Source organism: Duganella kummerowiae (genome assembly GCF_053572355.1).
Genome location: NZ_JBKFEH010000024.1, coordinates 111,750 through 132,294 on the forward strand (window position 1 = coordinate 111,750; position 20,545 = coordinate 132,294).

A 20,545-nucleotide genomic window follows, 5' to 3' on the forward strand; every position below is an offset into this window, starting at 1 on the left:
ATAATATGGTTATAGTCACCGCATTGTTTAACCGAGGTTAGGAAAGTGTTAGTCGATCAAAGGTCAGGCGCACGCAAGATCGTGCGCACCAAGGCTGTCATCGTCGTCGATGGCATGAAACCGTTTCCGGCGCGTACCCTGGACCTGGGCGCCAGCGGCATGTCCATCAGCTTCGACCACAAGCTGGAAGTGGGACAGGTGCTCAATATTTCGTTTGAATTGTTTACTGAGGGTAAAGCCCAGATACTGACCTGCCGTTCCAAGGTCAACTATTGCATCTTCAGCGGCGACGCGTTCAAGATCGGTGTATTGTTCGTTAACCTGGATCTGGCGACGGCAGCCACCATCAACAAATATCTGCGCTAAATACCGCGCTGTTCGGTGCTTTGGATAAATGGCAACGTTGAGATAATCAGGGATACGTTTCCAAGGACAGATCATGGCCACCACCAGCATCATCGGCAGCACCAGCGGCAGCACCAGCGGCAGCACCGCCAGCTCGGCCACCACCACCGAGATCTACAACCGCGTCCAGGCCCAGCTGGTCAAGCAAAGCGCCGGCGCCACCAAGCTGAACGCGGCCTACACACGCGACCAGACCAGGCTGTCAGGCCTGGGCCAGTTGCAAAGCGCGCTGTCCAGCTTCCAGTCGCTGGCGGCGGGCTTGAGCGGTAGCGGCCTGTCCACCACCGCCTCCAGTTCGGCGGCCAGCGTGCTGACGCCATCGGTGACCGGCAGCGCCAAAGCCGGCAGCTATGCGGTGGACGTGCAGCAACTGGCCCAGGGCCAGTTCCTCACCAGCGACGGCTTCGCGGCCAAGGATGCCGCCATCGGCGCCGGCACCGCCACCACCGTGAAAATCGAATTCGGCACGGCCGGCAAGAGCTTCGACCCCAACGGCAGCGCCAAGACCATCACCCTCGATAGCGGCAACAATACGCTGGAAGGCATCGCGGCGGCCTTCAAGGCGGCCGGGGTGGACGCGGCCGTGGTCAAGAGCGGCGACGGCTACGCCCTCACCCTGGCCGGCGCCAGCGGCGCCGACAACAGCATGCGCATCACGGTCAGCGGCGACGCCGCCCTGAAGGACGCGCTTGCCTATAACCCGGACGGCAAACAGAACATGGTCCAGTCGCAGGCCGCCCGGGATGCGCTGCTGACGGTGGACGGCAAGACCGTCATCTCGGGCACCAATACCGTCAGCAGCGCCATCGAAGGCGTCACCCTGGCCCTGGCGTCTGCCGGCAAGAGCACGGTCGCCATCGGCCAGGACAGCGGCAAGACCGGAGACGGCGTGAAATCCTTCATCGCGGCCTACAATACACTGAACACCAAGCTGCAGGCCCTGAAGAAGGGCGATCTGCAATCGGACACGGCGCTGAACCAGGTCGGCAACCAGCTGAACCTGCTGGTCAAGTCCAATGCGACGGCCCTGGCCAAGGTGGGCGTGACGGTGGACGCCAGCGGCGCCCTGGCGCTGGACGAGAAAAAGCTGCAGGGCGCGCTGGCAGCCGACGCGCCGGCGGTGGCCACCTTGTTCGTCAACAACGGCAAGGGCCTGGCCGACCAGCTGGGCAGCAAGGTGGCGGCGTTCACGGCCGATAACAGCATCATCAGCCGCGAGAAAACCTCGACCAGCAAGGAGCTGGCTACCCTGACCACCAAGCGCGCCGCCATGAGCAAGGCCCTGACGGCCCAGGCCAACGCCCTGGTGGCGCTGTACACCCAGCAAGCGCAGAGCGGCTCCAGTGGCAGCGGTGGAGTAAGCTCATTATTCGACATGATAGGCTGAGAACCCGCTTCAAAATGACCATGGCGTCGTTGCAGCTCCTTGCCGTGCAGGCGCACTGTCTTCGTCGCTACGCCTAGCCCTGCTCATTGTGAAGCGGGTTCAAAAAAAGCGCTGGCGCTTGCCAACCTGGCGGCTTTGCCTGATTATCTCGCCTGTGATGATTTAACCTTATACGGGAGAGACTATGTCGGGCAAGCGTGTGGGCAGGTTGCTGGTTGCGGTGCTGATGGTGGCGGGCCTGTCGGCCGGCGCCCAGGCACAGGAAGAGAAGGTCCTGAACATCTACAACTGGTCGGACTACATCGCCGACGACACCATCAAGAACTTCGAGAAGGAAACCGGGATCAAGGTCCGCTACGACCTGTTTGACAACAACGAGATCCTCAATTCCAAGCTGGTGGCGGGCAAGTCCGGCTACGACATCGTGGTCCCCAGTGCGCCGTGGGCCCGGCTGCAGATCGACGCCAAGCTGCTGCGCAAGCTGGACAAGTCCAAGCTGTCCAACCTGGGCAACCTCGATCCCACCATCCAGGCCAAGCTGTCCAAGATAGACCCCAGCAACGATTACCTGGTCGACTGGCTGTGGGGCTACACCACCGTGGGCATCAACGTGAACAAGGTCAAGGCCGCGCTGGGCAATATGCCCATGCCGGACAATGCCTGGGACCTGGTGTTCGATCCCAAGTACGCCGCCAAGGTGAAATCCTGCGGCGTGTCCTTCCTCGATTCGCCGTCCGAGGTGCTGCCGGCCGCGCTGCTCTACCTGGGCAAGCCGGCCTATTCGAAAACGGCGGCCGACTACACGGAGGCGGCCAAGCTGCTGCAGTCGGTACGGCCCTACATCACCCTGTTCAGCTCCTCCGGCTACATCAATGACATGGCCAACGGCGCCGTGTGCGTGGCGCTGGGCTGGTCGGGCGACATCAACATCGCCCGCCAGCGCGCCATCGACGCCAAGAATGGCAATGTGATCGAGGTGCTGGTGCCCAAGACCAGCGCGCCGCTGATGTTCGATACCATGGCCATCCCGGCCGACGCGCCGCACCCGAACAACGCCCACCTGTTCATCAACTACATCCTGCGTCCGCAGGTGCACGCCAGCCTGACCAACAAGGTGTTCTATGCCAATCCGAACTCGGCCAGCCTGAAGTACGTGCGCAAGGATATCGCCGAGAACAAGAAAGTGTTCCTGCCGGACGCCGACAAGCAGCGCATGGCCGCGCCGGAAGCGGTGCCGGCCGACATACGCCGCAACATCACACGTATCTTCACCAAGTTCAAGACCGGGGTATAAGATGCCGCTGTAAACGACAACGGCGCCCCGCAAGGCGCCGTTGCTACGTTTGCGTAGCAGTTCGCTATTCGTGATAGCGGTCGGTGAGACGGTGTTTGCTGCCTTGGGCTTCCTGCACCAGTTCGTACACCACCAGTGCGATCATCCCGCCAAAAATACCCATCGTAAGCAAGGTGAACATGACTATCCGGCCACCGTTAGCGTGGCCGCCCCGGGAGTTGTTACCCTTTCACTCTAGCACCTGCTTGCCTCTTTGCAAGCTCAGCCTGCGGCCCCGTGCCTATTTGACGACAAGGTCTGCCGCCATCACGGCCTTGAGATAGATGCTCATGGCGTTGCCCGGTTCGCGCTGGGTGAACCACCAGGCGCTGGCCTTGCGGATATCGAATTCCAGGTCGTCGCCGGTCAGCAGCAGGGCGGCGGTCAGGCCCAGGGTGGGCTGGTGGCCGACGATCAGCACGGTATCCTTGCCGCCCGGCCAGTTGGCGGCCTTGAGGATGTCGTGCGGATCGGCACCGGGTGCGAGGTCGGTATGGATCTTGAACTTGCGGCCCAGGGCTTCCACCGTCTGCAGGGTGCGCACGGCGGGGCTGCACAGCACCTTGCAGCTGTCCGGCAGCTGGCTGTCGAGCCACTGCCCCATGCGCCTGGCCTGCTTCTGGCCCTTGGCGGTCAGGGCGCGCTCCAGGTCCGACATGCCAGGCTGGACTTCCTCGGCCTCGGCGTGGCGCCACAGTATGAGATCCATCTTTTTTCTCCCGGCTGACATTGAAAACAGATCCCGCTCAGCTGATGCCGGTCCCGGGCAGGCCCAGGGTCTGCATCAGGTGCTGCTGGGCGCTGAAGGCGGCCTGCTTGCCGCGCGCCTTGCGGCGCTGGTAGTGGCCGTCCGGTTCCAGCTCCCAGGCGTTGGTGTTGTCCTTCAGGTAAGGGTTGAGGCCTTCCGAAATCACGCGCCGCTTGAGCGCCTTGTCCAGGATGGGGAAGGCGACTTCGATGCGGCGGAACAGATTGCGGCTCATCCAGTCCGCGCTGGCCAGGTACACGTCGTGCGCCAGGTCATTGCGGAAGTAATAAATGCGGCTGTGTTCCAGGAAGCGCCCGATCACGGAGCGCACCTTGATGTTCTCCGACAGGCCGGGCACGCCGGGACGCAGGGTGCAGGCGCCGCGTACGATCAGGTCGATCTTGACCCCATCCCTGGAGGCGGCGTACAGGGCCTTGATCACCGACTCGTCCACCAGTGCATTTATTTTAACAATAATCCGTCCCGGGCGTCCGGCGCGCGCGATACGCGCCTCATTGCGGATCGCCTTGATGATCTCGCTTTGCAGCGCGAACGGCGCCAGCCAGAGATGGGTCAGCTTGTGCGGCTTGGTCAGGCTGGTCAGGTGGATGAACACTTCGTTCACTTCCTGGCTCAGCTGCGGGTGGCAGGTCAGCAGGCCGAAGTCGGTGTAGAACTTGGTGGTGGTGGGGTGGTAGTTGCCGGTGCCCAGGTGGGCGTAGCAGCGCAGCCTGCCTTCCTCGCGGCGTATCACCAGGGCCAGCTTGGCGTGCGTCTTCAGGCCCACCACGCCGTACACCACCTGGGCGCCGGCCTGTTCCAGCTTGTCGGCCCAGTTGATATTGGCTTCCTCATCGAAGCGCGCCTTCAGTTCCACGATCACGGTCACTTCCTTGCCCTGGCGGGCGGCCGCGATCAGGGCTTCCATCAGGTCCGAGTTCATGCCGGTGCGGTAGATGGTCTGCTTGATGGCCACCACGGCCGGGTCCAGCGCCGCGCCGCGGATGAAGTCGATTACGGTCTGGAACGACTGGTAGGGGTGGTGCAGCAGGATGTCGCTCTCGCGCAGGGCGGCGAAGATATCCTGGCTGGGCGCCTTCTGGGCCGAGCCGGGGAAGAAGGGCGGGAAGCGCAGGGCCGGATTGTTGACGTAATCAGTGACTTCCGACAGCCGCACCAGGTTGACCGGGCCGTCCACCGCATACAGGCGGCTCTGGTGCAGGCCGAACTGGTCGAGCAGGAATTGAGACAGCTCGGGCGGGCAATTCTTGGCCACCTCCAGCCGCACCGAGGCGCCGTACTGGCGGCCCTGCAGCTCGCCCTTCAAGGCCTGGCGCAGGTTTTTCACCTCATCCTCGTCCACCCACAGGTCGCTGTCGCGGGTCACGCGGAATTGCGAATAGCCGATCACCTCGCGCCCGGAGAACAGGTCGGAAATGTGGGCGTGGATGATGGAGGTCAGCAGGCAAAAGGAAATGCCGCCATTTTTCGACAAGTGGTCCGGCAGGCGTATCACGCGCGGCAGCACGCGCGGCGCCTTGACGATGGCGATGGCGGTGCCGCGCCCGAAGGCGTCCTTGCCCGACAGCGAGACGATGAAATTCAGGCTCTTGTTGATCACCTGCGGGAAGGGGTGGGCCGGGTCCAGGCCGATGGGGGTGAGCAGCGGGCGCACCTCGCGCTCGAAATACTCCTTGACCCAGGCCCGCTGCGCCTCGTTGCGGTCGGTATGGCGCACCAGGTGCACGCCGTTGGCTTGCAGCTGGGGCAGGATTTCGCGGTTCAGGATGTCATACTGGTGCGCCACCAGCGCATGGCATTCCTCGCTAATGCGGGCCAGTGTGGACACCAGGGCAGGGTGGGTGGCCAGGGCGCCGTCCACCTGGCCGGCCGCCAGCAGGCTGGCCACGCGCACTTCAAAGAATTCATCGAGGTTGCTGCTGGCGATGCACAGGTAGCGCAGCCGTTCCAGCAGGGGGATGGTGCGGTCTTCCGCTTGTGCCAGTACGCGGCGGTTGAACATCAGCTGGGAGATTTCCCGGTCCAGAAAAGCGTGGTGTTTACTTGTGTCCGCGGGTAACTCAGGCTTCATGGTGTTCTTGTTCACTGTTGCAGATATTGTCATTTTAGCCGCTTCCTGCCGGCATGTTTGTCCTGCTCATGCTGGGCGCAGTGTAGCGGTCATTTATGACAGCTTGGTGACAACCCTTGTCATAAATGCCGTCACAAACGTCTGGAATATGACAAAGGCAGGGCTAAACTGCTGTAAACAAAGGACTTGCGGGGTATTTCGTCAAATTTCAGGCCATGTCATAAACATGTCATATTCGGGTTGTAGACTGCGCAGCATCCTAACCTGTCAACATAGAGGACTTGATATGCGACTGAAACATCTGTTCACCACCCTGGTAGTCAGCGCGACCGCCGTCATGGCCATGTCGTCGGCCGCCATCGCCGCCGATATGACGGGCGCCGGCGCTACCTTCCCGTACCCCGTGTACGCGAAATGGGCGGAAACCTACAAGGCTGCCACCGGCAACGGCCTGAACTACCAATCCGTGGGCTCGGGCGCCGGCATCAAGCAGATCAAGGCCAAGACCGTCGATTTCGGCGCCTCGGACAAGCCGCTGCCCGCCGCTGAACTGGACGCCGAAGGCCTGATGCAATTCCCCGCCATCATGGGCGGCGTGGTCACCGTGGTCAACGTGGACGGCGTCACCCCCGGCCAGCTGAAGCTGACCGGCCCGGTCGTGGCCGACATCTACCTGGGCAAGATCACCAAGTGGAACGATCCCGCCATCACCGCCCTGAACCCTGGCGTCAAGCTGCCTGGCGAAGAAATCACCGTGGTGCACCGCGCCGACGGTTCCGGCACCACCTTCCTGTTCACCGACTTCCTGTCCAAGACCAGCCCTGAATTCAAGACCAAGATCGGCGCCGACGCCGCCGTGAAATGGGCCGTGGGCGTGGGCGGCAAGGGCAACGAAGGCGTGGCCGCCAACGTGCAGCGCATCAAGGGTTCGATCGGCTACGTCGAGTGGGCCTATGCCAAGAAAAACAAGATGTCGCACACCCAGCTGAAAAACAAGGACGGCAACTTCCTGCAGCCTGATGACGAGTTCTTCAAGGCCGCCGCCGCCAGCGCCGAATGGACCAAGACCCCCGGCTTCGCGGTGGTGCTGACCGACCAGGCCGGCAAAAACTCCTGGCCCATCACCGGCGTGTCCTACATCCTGATGCACAAGCAGCAGGCTGACGCCGCCAAAGGCAAGGAAGTCGTGAAATTCTTCGACTGGGCCTTCAAGAACGGCGGCGCCGCTGCCACCGAACTGGACTACGTGCCGCTGCCGCCGTCGGTCGTGAAACTGGTGCAGGATAGCTGGAAAGCCAACCTGAAAGACGCCTCGGGCAAGGCCATCTACTAATCCCGCTTCCCTTCGCCTGCCGCAGCCTGGCAGGCGAGGGGGTTAGCCTGCGATGCCCGCACGGACGTCGCAGGCTAGCCTACCTCCACGAGACCACCCCATGAGCGCTGATATCACTTCCACGCCCCTACCCAAACCGGAACCGGCCATGCATGTAAGCACCGCCCAGGCCACGGCCGCCGAACAGGCCGCGCTGCAGGCCCTGCAGCGCACCATGCGCAAGCAGCGTATCCAGGATTTCTTCTTCCACAAGACCACCCTGCTGTTCGCCCTGTCCGTGCTGGCGGTGCTGCTCGGCATCATCATCTCGCTGATGGTGGGCGCCTGGCCGGCCTTCAAGGAGTTCGGCCCGGCCTTCATCACCACCGTGGAGTGGGATCCGGTCAACGACCAGTATGGCGCCGCCATCGCCATCGTCGGCACCCTGGTCACTTCCGGCATCGCGCTGCTGATCGCCTTCCCGGTCAGCTTCGGCATCGCCCTGTTCCTGACCGAGATCTGCCCGGCCTCGCTGCGCCGCCCGCTGGGCACGGCCGTGGAACTGCTGGCCGGCGTGCCGTCCATCATCTACGGCATGTGGGGCCTGTTCGTGTTCGCGCCGCTGTTCGGCGACTACGTGCAGCCGCTGCTCAAATCCACCATCGGCCAGGTGCCGCTGCTCGGCCAGTTCTTCCAGGGCCCGACCATGGGCATCGGCATCCTGACCGCCGCCCTGATCCTGGCCGTCATGATCATCCCCTTCATTTCCTCGGTGATGCGCGACGTGTTCGAGATCGTGCCGGCCGTGCTGAAGGAATCTGCCTACGGACTGGGCTGCACGCGCTGGGAAGTGGTGCGCAAGATCGTGCTGCCCTACACCAAGACCGGCGTGGTCGGCGGCGTCATGCTGGGCCTGGGCCGCGCCCTGGGCGAGACCATGGCCGTGACCTTCGTGATCGGCAACGCCAACAAGCTGTCGATGTCGCTGTTCGCTCCCGGTAACTCGATCGCCTCCACCCTGGCCAACGAATTCGCCGAAGCCGACAATCCGCTGCATACCTCGTCGCTGTTCGCGCTGGCCCTGATCCTGTTCGTGATCACCTTTATCGTACTGTCGTCCGCCAAGCTGATGCTGGCTGGCATGTCCCGCAAGGAAGGCGTGAAATGAGTATCGCTGCAACCCAAGGCAACGGCGCCAAGCCGGCCATCAACCCGGTCTACCGCAAGCGGCTGCTGACGCACCGCATAGGCATCGCGCTGTCGGTGGCCGCCATGTCGGTCGGCCTGCTGGTGCTGGCCTGGATCCTGATCACCCTGGCCGTGAAGGGCTTCGGCGCCCTCAGCCTGAACATGTTCACCCAGACCACGCCGGCCCCCGGCAGCGAAGGCGGCGGCCTGATGAACGCCATCGTCGGCTCGCTGATGATCGTCGGCCTGTCGACCCTGATCAGCACTCCGATCGGCATCCTGGCCGGCATCTACCTGGCCGAATACGGCGAGAACAACAAGATCGCCGCCGTGACCCGCTTCGTGACCGACATCATGCTGTCCGCGCCCTCCATCGTGATCGGCATGTTCGTGTGGGCGGCCTGGGTCGCCACCAGCAAGCATTACTCGGGCTACGCCGGCTCGCTGGCCCTGGCCCTGATCGCGGTGCCGGTGGTGGTGCGCACCACCGACAACATGCTGCGCCTGGTGCCCAACAGCCTGCTGGAAGCCGCTTTCGCCCTGGGCGCCCCGCACTGGAAGGTGGCGATGATGGTGCGCCTGCGCGCCGTCAAGGCCGGCGTCATCACCGGGGTGCTGCTGGCCGTGGCCCGCATCTCGGGCGAGACCGCGCCGCTGCTGTTCACCGCCCTGAACAACCAGTTCTTCAGCGCCGACATGAACGCGCCCATGGCCAACCTGCCGGTGGTGATCTACGGCTTCGCCATGAGCCCCTACGACAACTGGCGCGAACTGGCCTGGGGCGGCGCCCTGCTGGTCACCTTCAGCGTGCTGGGCCTGAACATCCTGTCGCGCACCGTGTTCACCCAGAAAGCCCCGCACTAAATACCGCAAAGCGAACCCTTACATGAATACGCAACTGACCCAAGAGAGCACGACTGCCATGGCCAAACGCAAGACCATCGAAATCTCGGGATTGAACTTCTACTACGGCAAGACCCAGAGCCTGCACAACGTCAGCCTGGACATCCACGACAAGCAGGTGACGGCCTTTATCGGTCCGTCCGGCTGCGGCAAGTCGACCCTGCTGCGCACCCTGAACCGCATGTACGACCTGTACCCCGGCCAGCGCGCCGAAGGTTCCATCCTGTACCACGGCCGTAACATCCTGGACGACGGCCAGGATTTGAACATGCTGCGCGCCAAGGTCGGCATGGTGTTCCAGAAGCCCACCCCGTTCCCGATGTCGATCTACGACAACATCGCCTTCGGCGTGCGCCTGTACGAAGACCTGTCCAAGGGCGAGATGGACGAGCGCGTGGAATGGGCCCTGAAAAAGGCCGCGCTGTGGACCGAAGTCAAGGACAAGCTGACCAAGAGCGGCCTGTCGCTGTCCGGCGGTCAGCAGCAACGCCTGTGCATCGCGCGCGGCGTGGCAGTCAAGCCCGACGTGCTGCTGCTGGACGAGCCGACCTCGGCGCTGGACCCGATCTCGACCTCCAAGGTGGAAGAGCTGATCAGCGAACTGAAGCAGGATTACACCATCGCCATTGTGACCCACAACATGCAGCAGGCAGCGCGCTGCTCGGACTACACCGCCTATATGTACCTGGGCGAGCTGGTGGAATTCGGCGAGACCGACCAGATCTTCATGAATCCGGCCCGCAAGGAAACCCAGGACTACATCACCGGCCGCTTCGGCTAAACGAGGCCGCCCCAACATGACCGTGGCGTCGTTGCAGCGCCTCGCCGTGCAGGCGCACTGTCTTCGGCGCAGCGCCTAGCCACGCTCAAGTTGGGACAACCTCTCACAATATTGAAATGAATACGGAGAGCAGCATGATCGGTGAACACTCATCCAAACAATACGACAACGAACTGGAAGCCATCCGCTCCAAGGTGCTGCTGATGGGCGGTATCGTGGAAACCCAGTTCCTGGACGCCATGACCTGCTTCCGCATCGGTAATTCCGAGCGCGCCGACCGCGTCATGCGCGAGGACGACGCCGTCAACCAGCTGGAAGTGTCGCTGGACGACGCCTGCAGCCACCTGATCGTGCGCCGCCAACCGGCCGCCAACGACCTGCGCACCATCATGGCCACCATCAAGGTGATCACCGACCTGGAGCGCATCGGCGACGAGGCCACCAAGATCGCCCGCACCGCCAAGCAGCTGCACGCGCGCGGCGCCGTCACCGTCAACCACTATGAAATGGTGCGCAACATCGCCACCAACACCAGCGACCTGCTGCACGACGCGCTGGACGCCTTCGCCCGCAACGACGGCAAGCAGGCCTTGCAGCTGATCGCCCAGGACGCCGTGATCGACCACGAATTCCGCTCCATCATGCGCAACCTGATCACCTTCATGATGGAAGATCCGCGTACAATCTCCACCGCGCTGGACACGCTGTGGGTGGCCAAGGCCATCGAACGCATCGGCGACCATGCGAAAAACATCGCCGAGTACGTGATCTACGTGGTGGAAGGCAAGGACATCCGCCACACCAAGACGGCGCCGCCAGCCGAAGAAGAGCAGGCCGAGCAGTAAAATACAAGAAACAACGCAGTATGAAACAACATGGCATCCGATAAAACCACAGTACTGATAGTTGAAGATGAGCCGGCGATTGTCGAGCTGGTGACGTTCTCCCTGCGCGAGGCGGGCTGGAACTGCTGCGCCGTCGGCAGCGCCGGCGAAGCCTGGGATTTCATCCAGACCCGCACCCCGCAGCTGATCTTCCTGGACTGGATGCTGCCCGACCAGACCGGCCTGCGCCTGCTGGCGCGCATCCGCGGCGACCGCCAGTTCAATGAAATCCCCGTCATCATGCTGACCGCCAAGAGCATGGAAGAGGACAAGCTGGCGGGCCTGAACAACGGCGCCGACGACTATGTGACCAAGCCGTTCTCGCCGCGCGAGCTGCTGGCGCGCGCCAAGGCCCTGCTGCGGCGCAAGAGCCCGGAGCATGCGCAGTCGGTCATGCGCGCCGCCAACATCACGCTGGATCCGGTCAGCTGCACGGTGTCCATGAACGACCAGAAGATAGACATCGGCCATGCCGAGTACAAGCTGCTGAAATTCCTGCTGGCCCATCCGGAGCGGGTGTTCTCGCGCAGCCAGCTGCTGGACAAGGTGTGGGGCGATCACGTGGTGATCGAGGAACGCACGGTGGACGTGCACGTGCTGCGCCTGCGCAAGGCCCTGAAGGAGGCCGAGCACCTGATCAAGACCGTGCGCAGCGTGGGCTACATGCTGTCTGAAAAGTAAGATGAATCCAAAACTGGTGTTCTGGGTACCCGTGGCCCTGCGCATGGGACTGATCCTGGGCGGCGTGGCCGTGCTGGGCTGGATGTTCGGCGTGACCTCGGCGCTGGCGGTCGGCCTGCTGGCCATGGGCGGCCTGGTGCTGGTGCAGCTGTCCTATCTGTACCAGCTGTCCAGCTGGCTGGACGACCCCCAGAGCGCCAAGTTGCCGGACGGCTGGGGCGAATGGACCAATATCTTCTCGCGCCTGTACCGCATGCGTCGCGACGACGAGAAAAACCAGGCCGAGCTGACCGAATGGCTGGCGCGCTTCCGCCAGGCCATGCATTTGCTGCCGGACGGCGTGGCCATCATGGACGACGTGCTGTTCCTGGAGTGGTGCAACCCGGCCGCCGAGAAACACCTGGGCCTCAGCAACGAGCGCGACAAGGGCATGCGCGTGACCAACCTGGTGCGCAATCCCGAGTTCATGGATTACATCATCCTGGGCCGCTACGACCAGCCCCTGACCATCAGCTTCCGCGAGCGCAAGCTGATCGTGCACATCATCCCGTTCGAGAACCGGCGCCAGATCCTGGTCACGCACGACGTCACCGAGACCCAGCGCATCGAGGAAATGCGGCGCGACTTCATCGCCAACGCCTCGCACGAGCTGCGCACGCCGCTGACCGTGATCGTCGGCTTCCTCGAAATCGCCGCCTCCGAGCACCTGGACGCCGCCACCCGCAGCGCCCACCTCAAGCTGATGACGGAGCAGGGCCACCGCATGCAGCACCTGATCGAGGACATGCTGACCCTGTCGCGGCTGGAGTCGGTGGACCACCCCATGCGGCCGGAGCGGGTCGACGTGGTGCGCCTGGTCGGCCAGGTGCACCGCGACGCCCAGGCCCTGTCGGCCGGCAAGCACGAGATCACCCTGGAGGTCGACGGTCCCGACATCACCGGCAACTTCGAGGAACTGCATTCGGCCTTCGGCAACCTGGCGTCCAATGCGGTGCGCTACACGCCGGCCGGCGGCAAGATCCATCTGGTGTGGAAGAAGGCGCCCGATGGCGGCGTCAAGTTCGTGGTGCAGGATACCGGCATCGGCATCAGCCCGGAGCACATCTCGCGCCTGACCGAGCGCTTCTACCGGGTCGACAAGAGCCGTTCGCGTGAAACCCAGGGCACCGGCCTGGGCCTGGCCATCGTCAAGCACGTGCTGCTGCGCCATGGCGGCACCCTGCAGATCAAGTCCGAGCCGGACCAGGGCAGCAGCTTCATCGTCTGCATGCCGCCCAGCGCCATCGCGGCGCGCCAGCCGGAATTGCAGCTGAACTGATCCGGTTCAGGCGCGGCAGCCGGCGATCAGCTGCGAAGCCGTGTCCGCCGCCGTCGCGTAGTCGTGCAGGCGCTGCGCGGCGGCTCTCCTAATGCGCGAGGTAGGGATAGGTGAAACAGATGAAGTGTAGCGCATTGACGCCGAAGTGCAGCAAGATGCCGGCCTCGATGCGCCCGGTCTTGTGCACGGCCCAGCCATAGCCCAGGCCCGCGATGCCGGCCAGCGCCACCAGGGCCGCGCCGCCGCCCGCGTGGGCGAGGCCGAACAGCAGGGCGGAGCAGGCCACGGCCAGCAGGCCGCCATGGCGCCAGCGGCCCAGGGCGGTGGCCAGGCTGCCTTGCACCAGGCCACGGAAGAAGGCTTCCTCGGCCATCACGGTGAAGAACAGGTTGGTGGCCAGGAAGATGGCGGCCGACTGGCCAAGCTTGAAGTCCGGCCGCACGTAGCCGATGGCCATGGCAAAGCCCAGTACCGCGAGCAGGGTGGCGACCAGCAGCGGCAGGCTGCGTTTGAGCACGCCCGCCAGTTCGGCGGCCGAGGTGCAGCGCCGGCACAGGAAGGCCAGCAGGATCAGTCCGACCGCTCCCTTGTCGAAGTTCGCATACTGCTGGAACGGCGCCGCGCCCGGCGACAGCACGGTGGAGGCGATGACGATGGGGTTGCGGAAGCCGGGCGCCAGGTGCATGGCCAGGGCCAGCGCCAGCACGGCGGTAAGGATGCCGGCTGCCACGCGCACCGCCTGCTGTGCGCTGTGCGCGGCCAGCCAGGCGGCGCAGGCCAGCAGGGCCAGCCAGGCCAGCGCCACCGGAGCGAGCACGCCTGCCACCAGGCCCGCTGCGCAGGCGGCCTGGAACAGCAGCGCCCACGGCGCCAGCGTGGCCCCGCGCAGCTTGAGTGGCGGCAGCCACAGCGCGCACAGGGCCAGCGCCAGCAGCGCAAAAGCCAGGATCACCACAAGCTCCATTTCTTCTTCACGCTGGCGTCGGCGCGTTGCGGATCGGCCAGGTCGGTCACGCCCTTGGCGTCGAAGGCTTGCAGCAGCCTGGCGGTGCCGGCGCGGCGCTTCAGTTCCATCTCGGCCGCGTGCAGCGGCACCACGGCGTAGAACGCGATGCGCTTGCCGTCTTCCAGCTCCAGCGCCTGGAACGGCGCCGGGGCCGAGGCGGCCGGCAGCACCAGCGCGCCGCACAGCGCGGTGTCGGGGCTGTAGGGCCGGGGCGGCTCGCCGTTGGGGATGTCGTGGCCTATGCCCATCCAGGCCTGGTGGCGGTGCGGCAGGCGCGCCAGGTTCTTGATCAGCGCCAGCGGCCAGGCCCAGCGCTCGTCCTCGAGCGATACGGGGTCGGTGCGCCAGTCGCCGGGCAGGGTGATCATCAATTCCGCATAGGCCGGGGCATCGGAGCCGTCCGGCACCGCCATTTTCTGCGAACTCATGCCGCAGGTGACCAGCCGTAGGTGCGGCGAGCGTTCGTTGGGCGCGACCACGTGCACATCGAGCACGATGGTGTCCGACGCGGTCTCGTATAAAACAGTGGAAATCGGCCCGAGATGGCTTTCGATATGGGCCGAGATGGCGTGTGCTTCCGGGGTACTCATGGCTTCCTTGGGTGAGGTCGGCGCCGCGCGGCGCCGCAGGGCTCACATGATAGCCGATGCCATTCCCGTCAGGATCAGAACTTGTAGCCGAAGCCCAGCATCACCAGGGGCGAGGTCTTGCGCTTGGTGAGCGGGCTGTCGGCGGCGTCGCCGGTGAGGTGCGTCACTCCGGCGGCGCCGCGCAGCGACCAGTTCTTGTCGATGGCGTGATCCCAGTTCAGCGCCAGCGTGAGGTTTTCCAGGCCGCCGCCGGCGCTGTAGGCGCGGTAGCCGGAGCGGGCGCTTTGCGCGGCCGTCACGCCGAAGTAGGTTTGCGCGTGCTTGCCGTCGCCGTACAGCGCCGACAACCCGACGCCCACCTGGTCGGTGGCGCTGCGGTACAGCGGCGCCGACAGGCCGGCGCTGTAGGTGGCGCCGTTCTCCCTGTGGTTGATGTTCTGGGTGGTGCCCAGGCTCAGCTCCAGCGGGCCTGCCTGGTAGCTGGCGTTCAGCACCAGCTGCGCCGCGCCCTCCACCTTGCCCATGCCGCGCAGGGCGTCCGAGCCGGACAGGTAGCTGCGCTTGTGGTCCTCGCGTACGCCGCCGTACGCCAGCGCGGCGCTCAGGTTGAAGCCATCCACCCTGGCCTGGTAGCCTATGCCGCGCATGGTGCTGAGGAAGAAGCCGTTGGCATAGCTTTTCTCCAGCATGGGCACCGGCACTAGGCGCGACTTGTCGGCGCCGGCATACTCCGGCAGGTAGGCCAGGCCCAGGCCGGCCACCGTGGTGTCGGTGGCCTCGGGCGCATCGGCGGCGTGGGCGGGCAGGAAGGACAGGAAGGGCAGGGCAAGCACGCCCATGGCGAGGGCGGCAGGCAAGTGGGAGCGGCGCATGCGGTTATCCTTGTAGTGGTGGGACCGGGTTCCGCTGGCGCTTTATCAATAGCCCAGCGTTGAACGCTGCGCAGTGTCGCAATATTAAGCCAGTTTCACCACCGCCGCCTCCGAAGTACCGCCGTGCGCGATGTCCGGTGCCGTCCTATCGGACTTCGGCGCGGGCGCGCGGCACCAGCAGCAGCTGTTGTTGCCGTCCGCCGATATAGCGCACGGCGGCGCCGTCGAAATACGCATCCTCCTCCAGCATGATGCGCAGCGGTTCCTGCCAGCCGGGCAGGGTGGTGGCGGCGTTCAGCTCTATAGAATAGGCGGTGCGCGGGCGCAGCAGCTCGTCGCCGGCGCCTGGCACCCCGCCCTGCATGTCCCACATGCCGATGGCGGGACCGGCCGCATGGCCGTGGTAGCCGATGGGATGGGTGTAGATGGTGGGCGCGATGCCCTCGGCGCGGGCCTGCGCCAGCGCCGCCGCCAGGACCTGGTTGCCGCTGCGGCCCTGCCGGAACTGGGCGGTCAGGATGTCCTGCAGGCGGTTGGCCTGTGCCAGGGCGGCGCGCAGATCGGCCGGGGCCTCGGTCTCGCCGGGCTTGAGGACGTAGGCGTGCTGCTGCACATCGGTGTTCAGGCGCAGGTAGGTGATGCCGATGTCCACATGGAGCAGGTCGCCCGGCTGTATTACCTGCGAGGCTGCGCCGCCCTGGCGCTGGATCTCCACCGAGGGATGGAACCAGGTGTCGTAGCCCAGGTCGCGTATCTTCTGGCGGAACCACCACACCACGTCGTCGGCGGTGGTGACGCCGGGCGTGATGACCCGTTCCGAAAAGCCCTCGGCAATGATGGCGTGGGTGGCGCGCACCAGCTGGGGGTAGATCTGCATCTCGCGCGCGGTGCGCGTTTCCAGCCAGCGCACCGCCAGCGGCTCGGCCGACTCCACCTTGTCCCGGTACTCGGCCGGCAGCGCGGCCAGCAGTTCGGTGTAGTCGGTGTGATCGAGGCCGTCGGCGTGGTTGAAGTGGCGCGAGATGTTGACGCCTATCCGGTGCGGTTGGCGCGTACGGACCAGGTCCGCCAGGGCGTCCCACTGGTTGGGGAATGCCTTGATATCCCAGGCCGGGGCGATGGATTTGCCGACCGCGTAGCGCGCCACGGCCAGCTTCTCGAATTGGTCCTTGCCGCGATAGAAGACCAGGATGGTACGGCGCCGTGCGCCCAGCCATTCGGCCGGCAGCAGCGTCTTCATGACGGGATCTTCGTTGTACTCGCGCGAGACCACTACCCACATGTCGATGCCGGTCTGCTCCATCAGCGCGGGCAGCAGGGTGTTCAGCCGCTCGTCCAGCAGTTCGTTGACGACGCGCGCCTGTTCGCGTACGGGCAGTACCTGGGATTGGGCCGCCGCCGCGCACAGCAGCGCCGCCAGCAAAAGCAGTCGTTTCATCATGTTCCGCGCCCCTGTTGTGTTGGATAGCGGATGATCTTGCTTGCTTCTTGCCAGCCTGTCAATCAGCGTTGTTGGCCCTTGTTGCCGCCTTTATTTGCTCTTCAGGCAGCTGGGGTAGGGCTGGTTTTCGCCCGGGACGATGGGGCACAGCTTGACCGGCGCCAGCTTGCCCAGGCGCTCGCTCCATTTGGCGGGGTCCAGCTCCAGCGGGGTGGCGGAGGCCGGGCCGCGCTCGGCCCACTGCAGGGTGTAGTAATCCTTGTCGCCCTTGATGGCGGCGATGATGGCGGTCTCGCTGTCGCCGCCCGGCGCGGTGCCGCAGCTGACCAAGAGGGCGTAAGCATCGCGTCCGGCCAGTTTCAGCTCGCCCACGCCGCGCCCGCTGTAGCTGGACGGGCAGGCGCGCTGGAAGCCGGCGCCCAGGAATTCGGCGAACTTGCGCGGCGTGACGCCCCCGGCCGCCGTGCCGTTGCGGGCCCCGGTCAGGGTGATCATCTGGGTCCAGCGCTTCTCGCTTTCGCCCACCGGCACCGATTCACGCACGTAGTTGGGCCCGCTTGTGCTTTCGAACACGGTCTTGAAGCCGGGCGGCAGGGTATAGGCCACCACCTGGCTGAAGACCGGCGTCACCACGGTGACCGGCGCGGCCAGCGCAGCTACGCCGGCCAGGCAGCTCGGCAGGCAAATCAGCAGGCAACTCAGGCGTGGCGCGGTTTTCATCTGCGGTGGGCGGCGGGACAAAAACGAGCATTTTAGCGTTGCGCGCGAAGGCGTTGAGTCTTTTACACAATGATACAAAAGGTTACATTGCCTGTGCCTCCAGGCCGGCCCGGCAATTCAGTTACAATCGCTGGCGACTTCCCACTACCTTATCGTCATGCAAGCACGCCGCCGTTCCCTGATCCTGCTGGCAGCCCTGGGCGCCGCCCTGGCAGGCTGTAAAACCGTTCCCGTCAACGAAACCCCGGCCGCCACGCCGGTGAGCGCCGCCCCTCTGCCGCCGCGCAAGGTGAAGATCGGCCTGGCGCTGGGCGGCGGCGCCGCGCGCGGCTTTGCCCACATCGGCGTGATCAAGGCGCTGGAGTCGCAAGGCATCTACCCGGACTACGTGGTCGGCACCTCGGCCGGCAGCGTGGTGGGCGCCATGTACGCGGCCGGCAATTCCGGCTTCCAGCTGCAAAAAATGGCCATGGAAATGGACGAGGCCTCGATTTCCGACTGGGCCCTGCCGCTGTTCGGCAAGAGCACCGGCGTTCTCAAGGGCGAGGCGCTGCAGGCCTGGGTCAACAAGGTGGTCAACAACCAGCCCATGGAAAAGCTGAAGATCCCGTTCGGCGCGGTGGCCACCGACCTGAAAACCGGCCAGGCCATCCTGTTTCAGCGCGGCAATACCGGGATGGCGGTGCGCGCCTCCTCGGCCGTGCCCAGCGTGTTCCAGCCGGTGGTCATCAACGGCAAGAGCTATGTCGATGGCGGCCTGGTGGCGCCGGTGCCGGTGCGCTACACGCGCGAAATGGGCGCCGAATTCGTCATTGCGGTGAATATTTCGACCCAGGCTGACGTGCAGGCCACGGTCAGTTCGCTGGACGTGCTGATGCAAACCTTCAGCATCATGGGCCAGCGCATCAACCAGTACGAGCTGAAAGAGGCCGACGTGGTGATACAGCCGGCCCTGGGCAAGATGGCCAGCAACGATTTCAATGGCCGCAACCAGGCCATCCTGGCCGGCGAGCAGGCCGCTTTCGCCGTGATGCCGCAGCTGAAACAAAAACTCGAAGCCCTGCGCCGCCAGTAACTTACAATGTGCACCTCTTAACCCGGGAACCACCATGCAAACCAAACCAGTACTGACCTTGGAAGACGTGAAGAAAATTGCCGCCGCCGCCGAAGCGGAAGCCGTGGCCAACAAGTGGGCGGTGGTGATCGCCATCGTGGACGATGGCGGCCACCTGCTGTGGCTGCAGCGCCAGGATGGCGCCGCGCCGTTGTCCTCGCACATCGCGCCGGCCAAGGCGCGCGTGTCGGCCCTGGGCCGGCGCGAATCCAAGATCTATGAAGACATCATCAACAATGGCCGCACCGCCTTCCTGACGGCGCCGTCGCCCATGGCCGACGGCATGCTGGAAGGCGGCGTGCCCATCATCGTCGACGGCCACGTGGTCGGCGCGGTGGGCGTGTCGGGCGTGAAATCGGCCGAGGATGCGCAGATCGCCAAGGCCGGCATCGCGGCGCTGTTTTAAGGCGCGGATCTATTGCCAAGCGGGGCAGATTTGGTTATAATTCAAAGGTTTAGCCAAATCACATCTACCGTAGCGACTACCACCTCATCCCATCTTCAATCTGATCTCCGCACCCGGGCGCAGCAAACCGCCCGGCCGCTCGCGGCGTTCGTCTGACGTGGCGCAGCTACGGTAACTTTATCAGGAGTTGCCCTTGCCGCCATTTTTTTCTGGCCCTGCCGTTCCAGCCATCCTCGTGCTCGCTGACGGCACCGTCTTCAAAGGTGTTTCCATCGGCGCCGCCGGTCATACGACTGGCGAGGTGGTGTTTAACACGTCCATTACCGGCTACCAGGAGATCCTGACCGATCCCAGCTACAGCCGCCAGATCGTCACCCTGACCTATCCGCACATCGGCAACTACGGCATCAACCCGGAAGACGTGGAAGCGTCCAGGGTGCACGCCGCCGGCCTGATCATCCGCGACCTGCCGCTGATCGCCTCGAATTTCCGCTCCACCCAATCGCTGTCGGACTACCTGAAGGCCGAAAACATCGTGGCCATCGCTGGCATCGACACGCGCAAGCTGACCCGCATCCTGCGCGAGAAGGGCGCCCAGTCCGGCGCCATCCTGGTCGGCACCCAGGGCAACGAGCCGTCCACCGCGCAGGCGCTGGAACTGGCGCGCTCCTTCCCCGGCCTGTCCGGCATGGACCTGGCCAAGGTGGTGACGGTCAAGGACAAATACGCATTCACGGAAACTGAGTGGAAGCTGGGCGAGGGCTACGGCAAGCTGGCCGACGCGGACGTGAAATTCCACGTGGTGGCCTATGACTACGGCGTCAAGCGCAACATCCTGCGCATGCTGACCGAGCGCGGCTGCAAGGTCACCGTGGTGCCGGCCCAGACCACGGCAGAGGAAGTGCTGGCCCTCAATCCGGACGGCGTGTTCCTGTCCAACGGCCCCGGCGACCCGGAACCGTGCGACTACGCGATTGCCGCCGCCAAGGTCTTCATGGAAAAGCGCATCCCGCTGTTCGGCATCTGCCTGGGCCACCAGATCATGGGCCTGGCCTCGGGCGCCAAGACCCTGAAGATGAAATTCGGCCACCACGGCGCCAACCACCCGGTGCAGGACCTGGACTCGAAAAAGGTGATGATCACTTCGCAGAACCACGGTTTCGCGGTCGATCCCGCCACCCTGCCGGCCAACTGCCGCGTGACCCACGTATCGCTGTTCGACGGTTCGCTGCAGGGCTTCGCCCGCACCGACACCCCGGCCTTCTGCTTCCAGGGCCACCCGGAAGCCTCGCCCGGCCCGACTGACGTCGCTTACCTGTTTGACCGCTTCATCGGCCTGATGGAAGCAACGGAGAAAAAATAAG

20 protein-coding genes are annotated in these 20,545 nt (G+C 64.6%); 13 read left to right on the top strand and 7 right to left on the bottom strand.

Annotated elements, in window-relative coordinates:
* Positions 1 to 45 precede the first annotated feature (45 nt).
* The 3 genes from ACLB1G_RS26320 (at position 46) to ACLB1G_RS26330 (ending at position 3,086) form a co-directional block, all read left to right on the top strand.
* Positions 46 to 366, top strand: a complete 321-nt coding sequence (locus ACLB1G_RS26320; RefSeq protein WP_491630227.1) for a PilZ domain-containing protein — start codon at positions 46 to 48, stop codon at positions 364 to 366.
* Between the two features lie 73 nt (positions 367 to 439).
* Positions 440 to 1,792, top strand: a complete 1,353-nt coding sequence (gene fliD, locus ACLB1G_RS26325) for a flagellar filament capping protein FliD (RefSeq protein ID WP_491630228.1) — start codon at positions 440 to 442, stop codon at positions 1,790 to 1,792.
* A gap of 184 nt (positions 1,793 to 1,976) precedes the next feature.
* Positions 1,977 to 3,086 (top strand): polyamine ABC transporter substrate-binding protein, encoded by a 1,110-nt coding sequence (locus ACLB1G_RS26330; RefSeq protein WP_491630229.1) that lies wholly within the window; start codon positions 1,977 to 1,979, stop codon positions 3,084 to 3,086.
* Between the two features lie 280 nt (positions 3,087 to 3,366).
* Here the strand turns inward: ACLB1G_RS26330 and ACLB1G_RS26335 are convergent, their stop codons facing one another.
* Together ACLB1G_RS26335 and ppk1 are read right to left on the bottom strand one after the other, a co-directional pair.
* Positions 3,367 to 3,834 (bottom strand): SixA phosphatase family protein, encoded by a 468-nt coding sequence (locus ACLB1G_RS26335; RefSeq protein WP_491630230.1) that lies wholly within the window; start codon positions 3,832 to 3,834, stop codon positions 3,367 to 3,369.
* 37 nt (positions 3,835 to 3,871) lie between these two features.
* Positions 3,872 to 5,965 carry a polyphosphate kinase 1 gene (ppk1, locus tag ACLB1G_RS26340; RefSeq protein ID WP_491630231.1) on the bottom strand — a complete coding sequence of 698 codons (2,094 nt, stop codon included), beginning with the start codon at positions 5,963 to 5,965 and terminating at the stop codon, positions 3,872 to 3,874.
* Positions 5,966 to 6,251: 286 nt separating this feature from the next.
* On the opposite strand from ppk1, the gene pstS reads away from it, so the two are divergent.
* The 7 genes from pstS to phoR all read left to right on the top strand — a co-directional run bounded on the left by pstS (position 6,252) and on the right by phoR (position 13,032).
* Positions 6,252 to 7,298: a phosphate ABC transporter substrate-binding protein PstS gene (gene pstS / locus ACLB1G_RS26345; RefSeq protein WP_491630232.1), complete on the top strand. Its 1,047-nt coding sequence runs from the start codon at positions 6,252 to 6,254 to the stop codon at positions 7,296 to 7,298.
* A gap of 148 nt (positions 7,299 to 7,446) precedes the next feature.
* Positions 7,447 to 8,445, top strand: coding sequence for a phosphate ABC transporter permease subunit PstC (gene pstC / locus ACLB1G_RS26350; RefSeq protein WP_491630233.1), 999 nt, complete (start codon positions 7,447 to 7,449; stop codon positions 8,443 to 8,445).
* Positions 8,442 to 9,329: a phosphate ABC transporter permease PstA gene (gene pstA / locus ACLB1G_RS26355; RefSeq protein WP_491630234.1), complete on the top strand. Its 888-nt coding sequence runs from the start codon at positions 8,442 to 8,444 to the stop codon at positions 9,327 to 9,329. The genes pstC and pstA overlap by 4 nt, the downstream gene beginning before the upstream one ends.
* 22 nt (positions 9,330 to 9,351) lie before the next feature.
* Positions 9,352 to 10,149 (top strand): phosphate ABC transporter ATP-binding protein PstB, encoded by a 798-nt coding sequence (pstB, locus tag ACLB1G_RS26360; protein WP_491630235.1) that lies wholly within the window; start codon positions 9,352 to 9,354, stop codon positions 10,147 to 10,149.
* Positions 10,150 to 10,283: 134 nt separating this feature from the next.
* Positions 10,284 to 10,994 (top strand): phosphate signaling complex protein PhoU, encoded by a 711-nt coding sequence (gene phoU / locus ACLB1G_RS26365; protein ID WP_491630236.1) that lies wholly within the window; start codon positions 10,284 to 10,286, stop codon positions 10,992 to 10,994.
* A 30-nt stretch (positions 10,995 to 11,024) separates the two neighbouring features.
* Positions 11,025 to 11,714, top strand: a complete 690-nt coding sequence (locus ACLB1G_RS26370; protein ID WP_491630237.1) for a response regulator — start codon at positions 11,025 to 11,027, stop codon at positions 11,712 to 11,714.
* 1 nt (position 11,715) lies between these two features.
* On the top strand, positions 11,716 to 13,032 hold the full coding sequence (gene phoR, locus ACLB1G_RS26375) for a phosphate regulon sensor histidine kinase PhoR (protein WP_491630238.1): 1,317 nt from the start codon (positions 11,716 to 11,718) through the stop codon (positions 13,030 to 13,032).
* Between the two features lie 88 nt (positions 13,033 to 13,120).
* Here the strand turns inward: phoR and ACLB1G_RS26380 are convergent, their stop codons facing one another.
* From ACLB1G_RS26380 to ACLB1G_RS26400, 5 genes are all read right to left on the bottom strand, one after another.
* Entirely contained in the window at positions 13,121 to 13,984 is an 864-nt protein-coding gene (locus ACLB1G_RS26380; protein WP_491630239.1) for a CPBP family intramembrane glutamic endopeptidase, read from the bottom strand.
* The gene (locus tag ACLB1G_RS26385; protein ID WP_491630240.1) at positions 13,981 to 14,628 is read right to left on the bottom strand and encodes a suppressor of fused domain protein; all 648 of its coding nucleotides are present in this window, start codon (positions 14,626 to 14,628) and stop codon (positions 13,981 to 13,983) included. The genes ACLB1G_RS26380 and ACLB1G_RS26385 overlap by 4 nt, the downstream gene beginning before the upstream one ends.
* A 74-nt stretch (positions 14,629 to 14,702) precedes the next feature.
* The gene (locus ACLB1G_RS26390) at positions 14,703 to 15,500 is read right to left on the bottom strand and encodes a MipA/OmpV family protein (RefSeq protein WP_491630241.1); all 798 of its coding nucleotides are present in this window, start codon (positions 15,498 to 15,500) and stop codon (positions 14,703 to 14,705) included.
* A gap of 145 nt (positions 15,501 to 15,645) precedes the next feature.
* The gene (locus ACLB1G_RS26395) at positions 15,646 to 16,941 is read right to left on the bottom strand and encodes a M24 family metallopeptidase (RefSeq protein WP_491630242.1); all 1,296 of its coding nucleotides are present in this window, start codon (positions 16,939 to 16,941) and stop codon (positions 15,646 to 15,648) included.
* 90 nt (positions 16,942 to 17,031) lie between these two features.
* A complete protein-coding gene (locus ACLB1G_RS26400; protein ID WP_491630243.1) occupies positions 17,032 to 17,661 on the bottom strand; it encodes a hypothetical protein in 630 nt (209 codons plus the stop codon).
* 157 nt (positions 17,662 to 17,818) lie between these two features.
* Between ACLB1G_RS26400 and ACLB1G_RS26405 the strand changes: the two genes are divergently transcribed.
* The 3 genes from ACLB1G_RS26405 to carA all read left to right on the top strand — a co-directional run bounded on the left by ACLB1G_RS26405 (position 17,819) and on the right by carA (position 20,544).
* Positions 17,819 to 18,736, top strand: coding sequence for a patatin-like phospholipase family protein (locus tag ACLB1G_RS26405; protein ID WP_491630244.1), 918 nt, complete (start codon positions 17,819 to 17,821; stop codon positions 18,734 to 18,736).
* A gap of 34 nt (positions 18,737 to 18,770) precedes the next feature.
* Positions 18,771 to 19,181 carry a heme-binding protein gene (locus ACLB1G_RS26410; RefSeq protein WP_491630245.1) on the top strand — a complete coding sequence of 137 codons (411 nt, stop codon included), beginning with the start codon at positions 18,771 to 18,773 and terminating at the stop codon, positions 19,179 to 19,181.
* A 193-nt stretch (positions 19,182 to 19,374) separates the two neighbouring features.
* Entirely contained in the window at positions 19,375 to 20,544 is a 1,170-nt protein-coding gene (gene carA, locus ACLB1G_RS26415; protein ID WP_491630246.1) for a glutamine-hydrolyzing carbamoyl-phosphate synthase small subunit, read from the top strand.
* The last annotated feature ends 1 nt before the right edge of the window (position 20,545 follow it).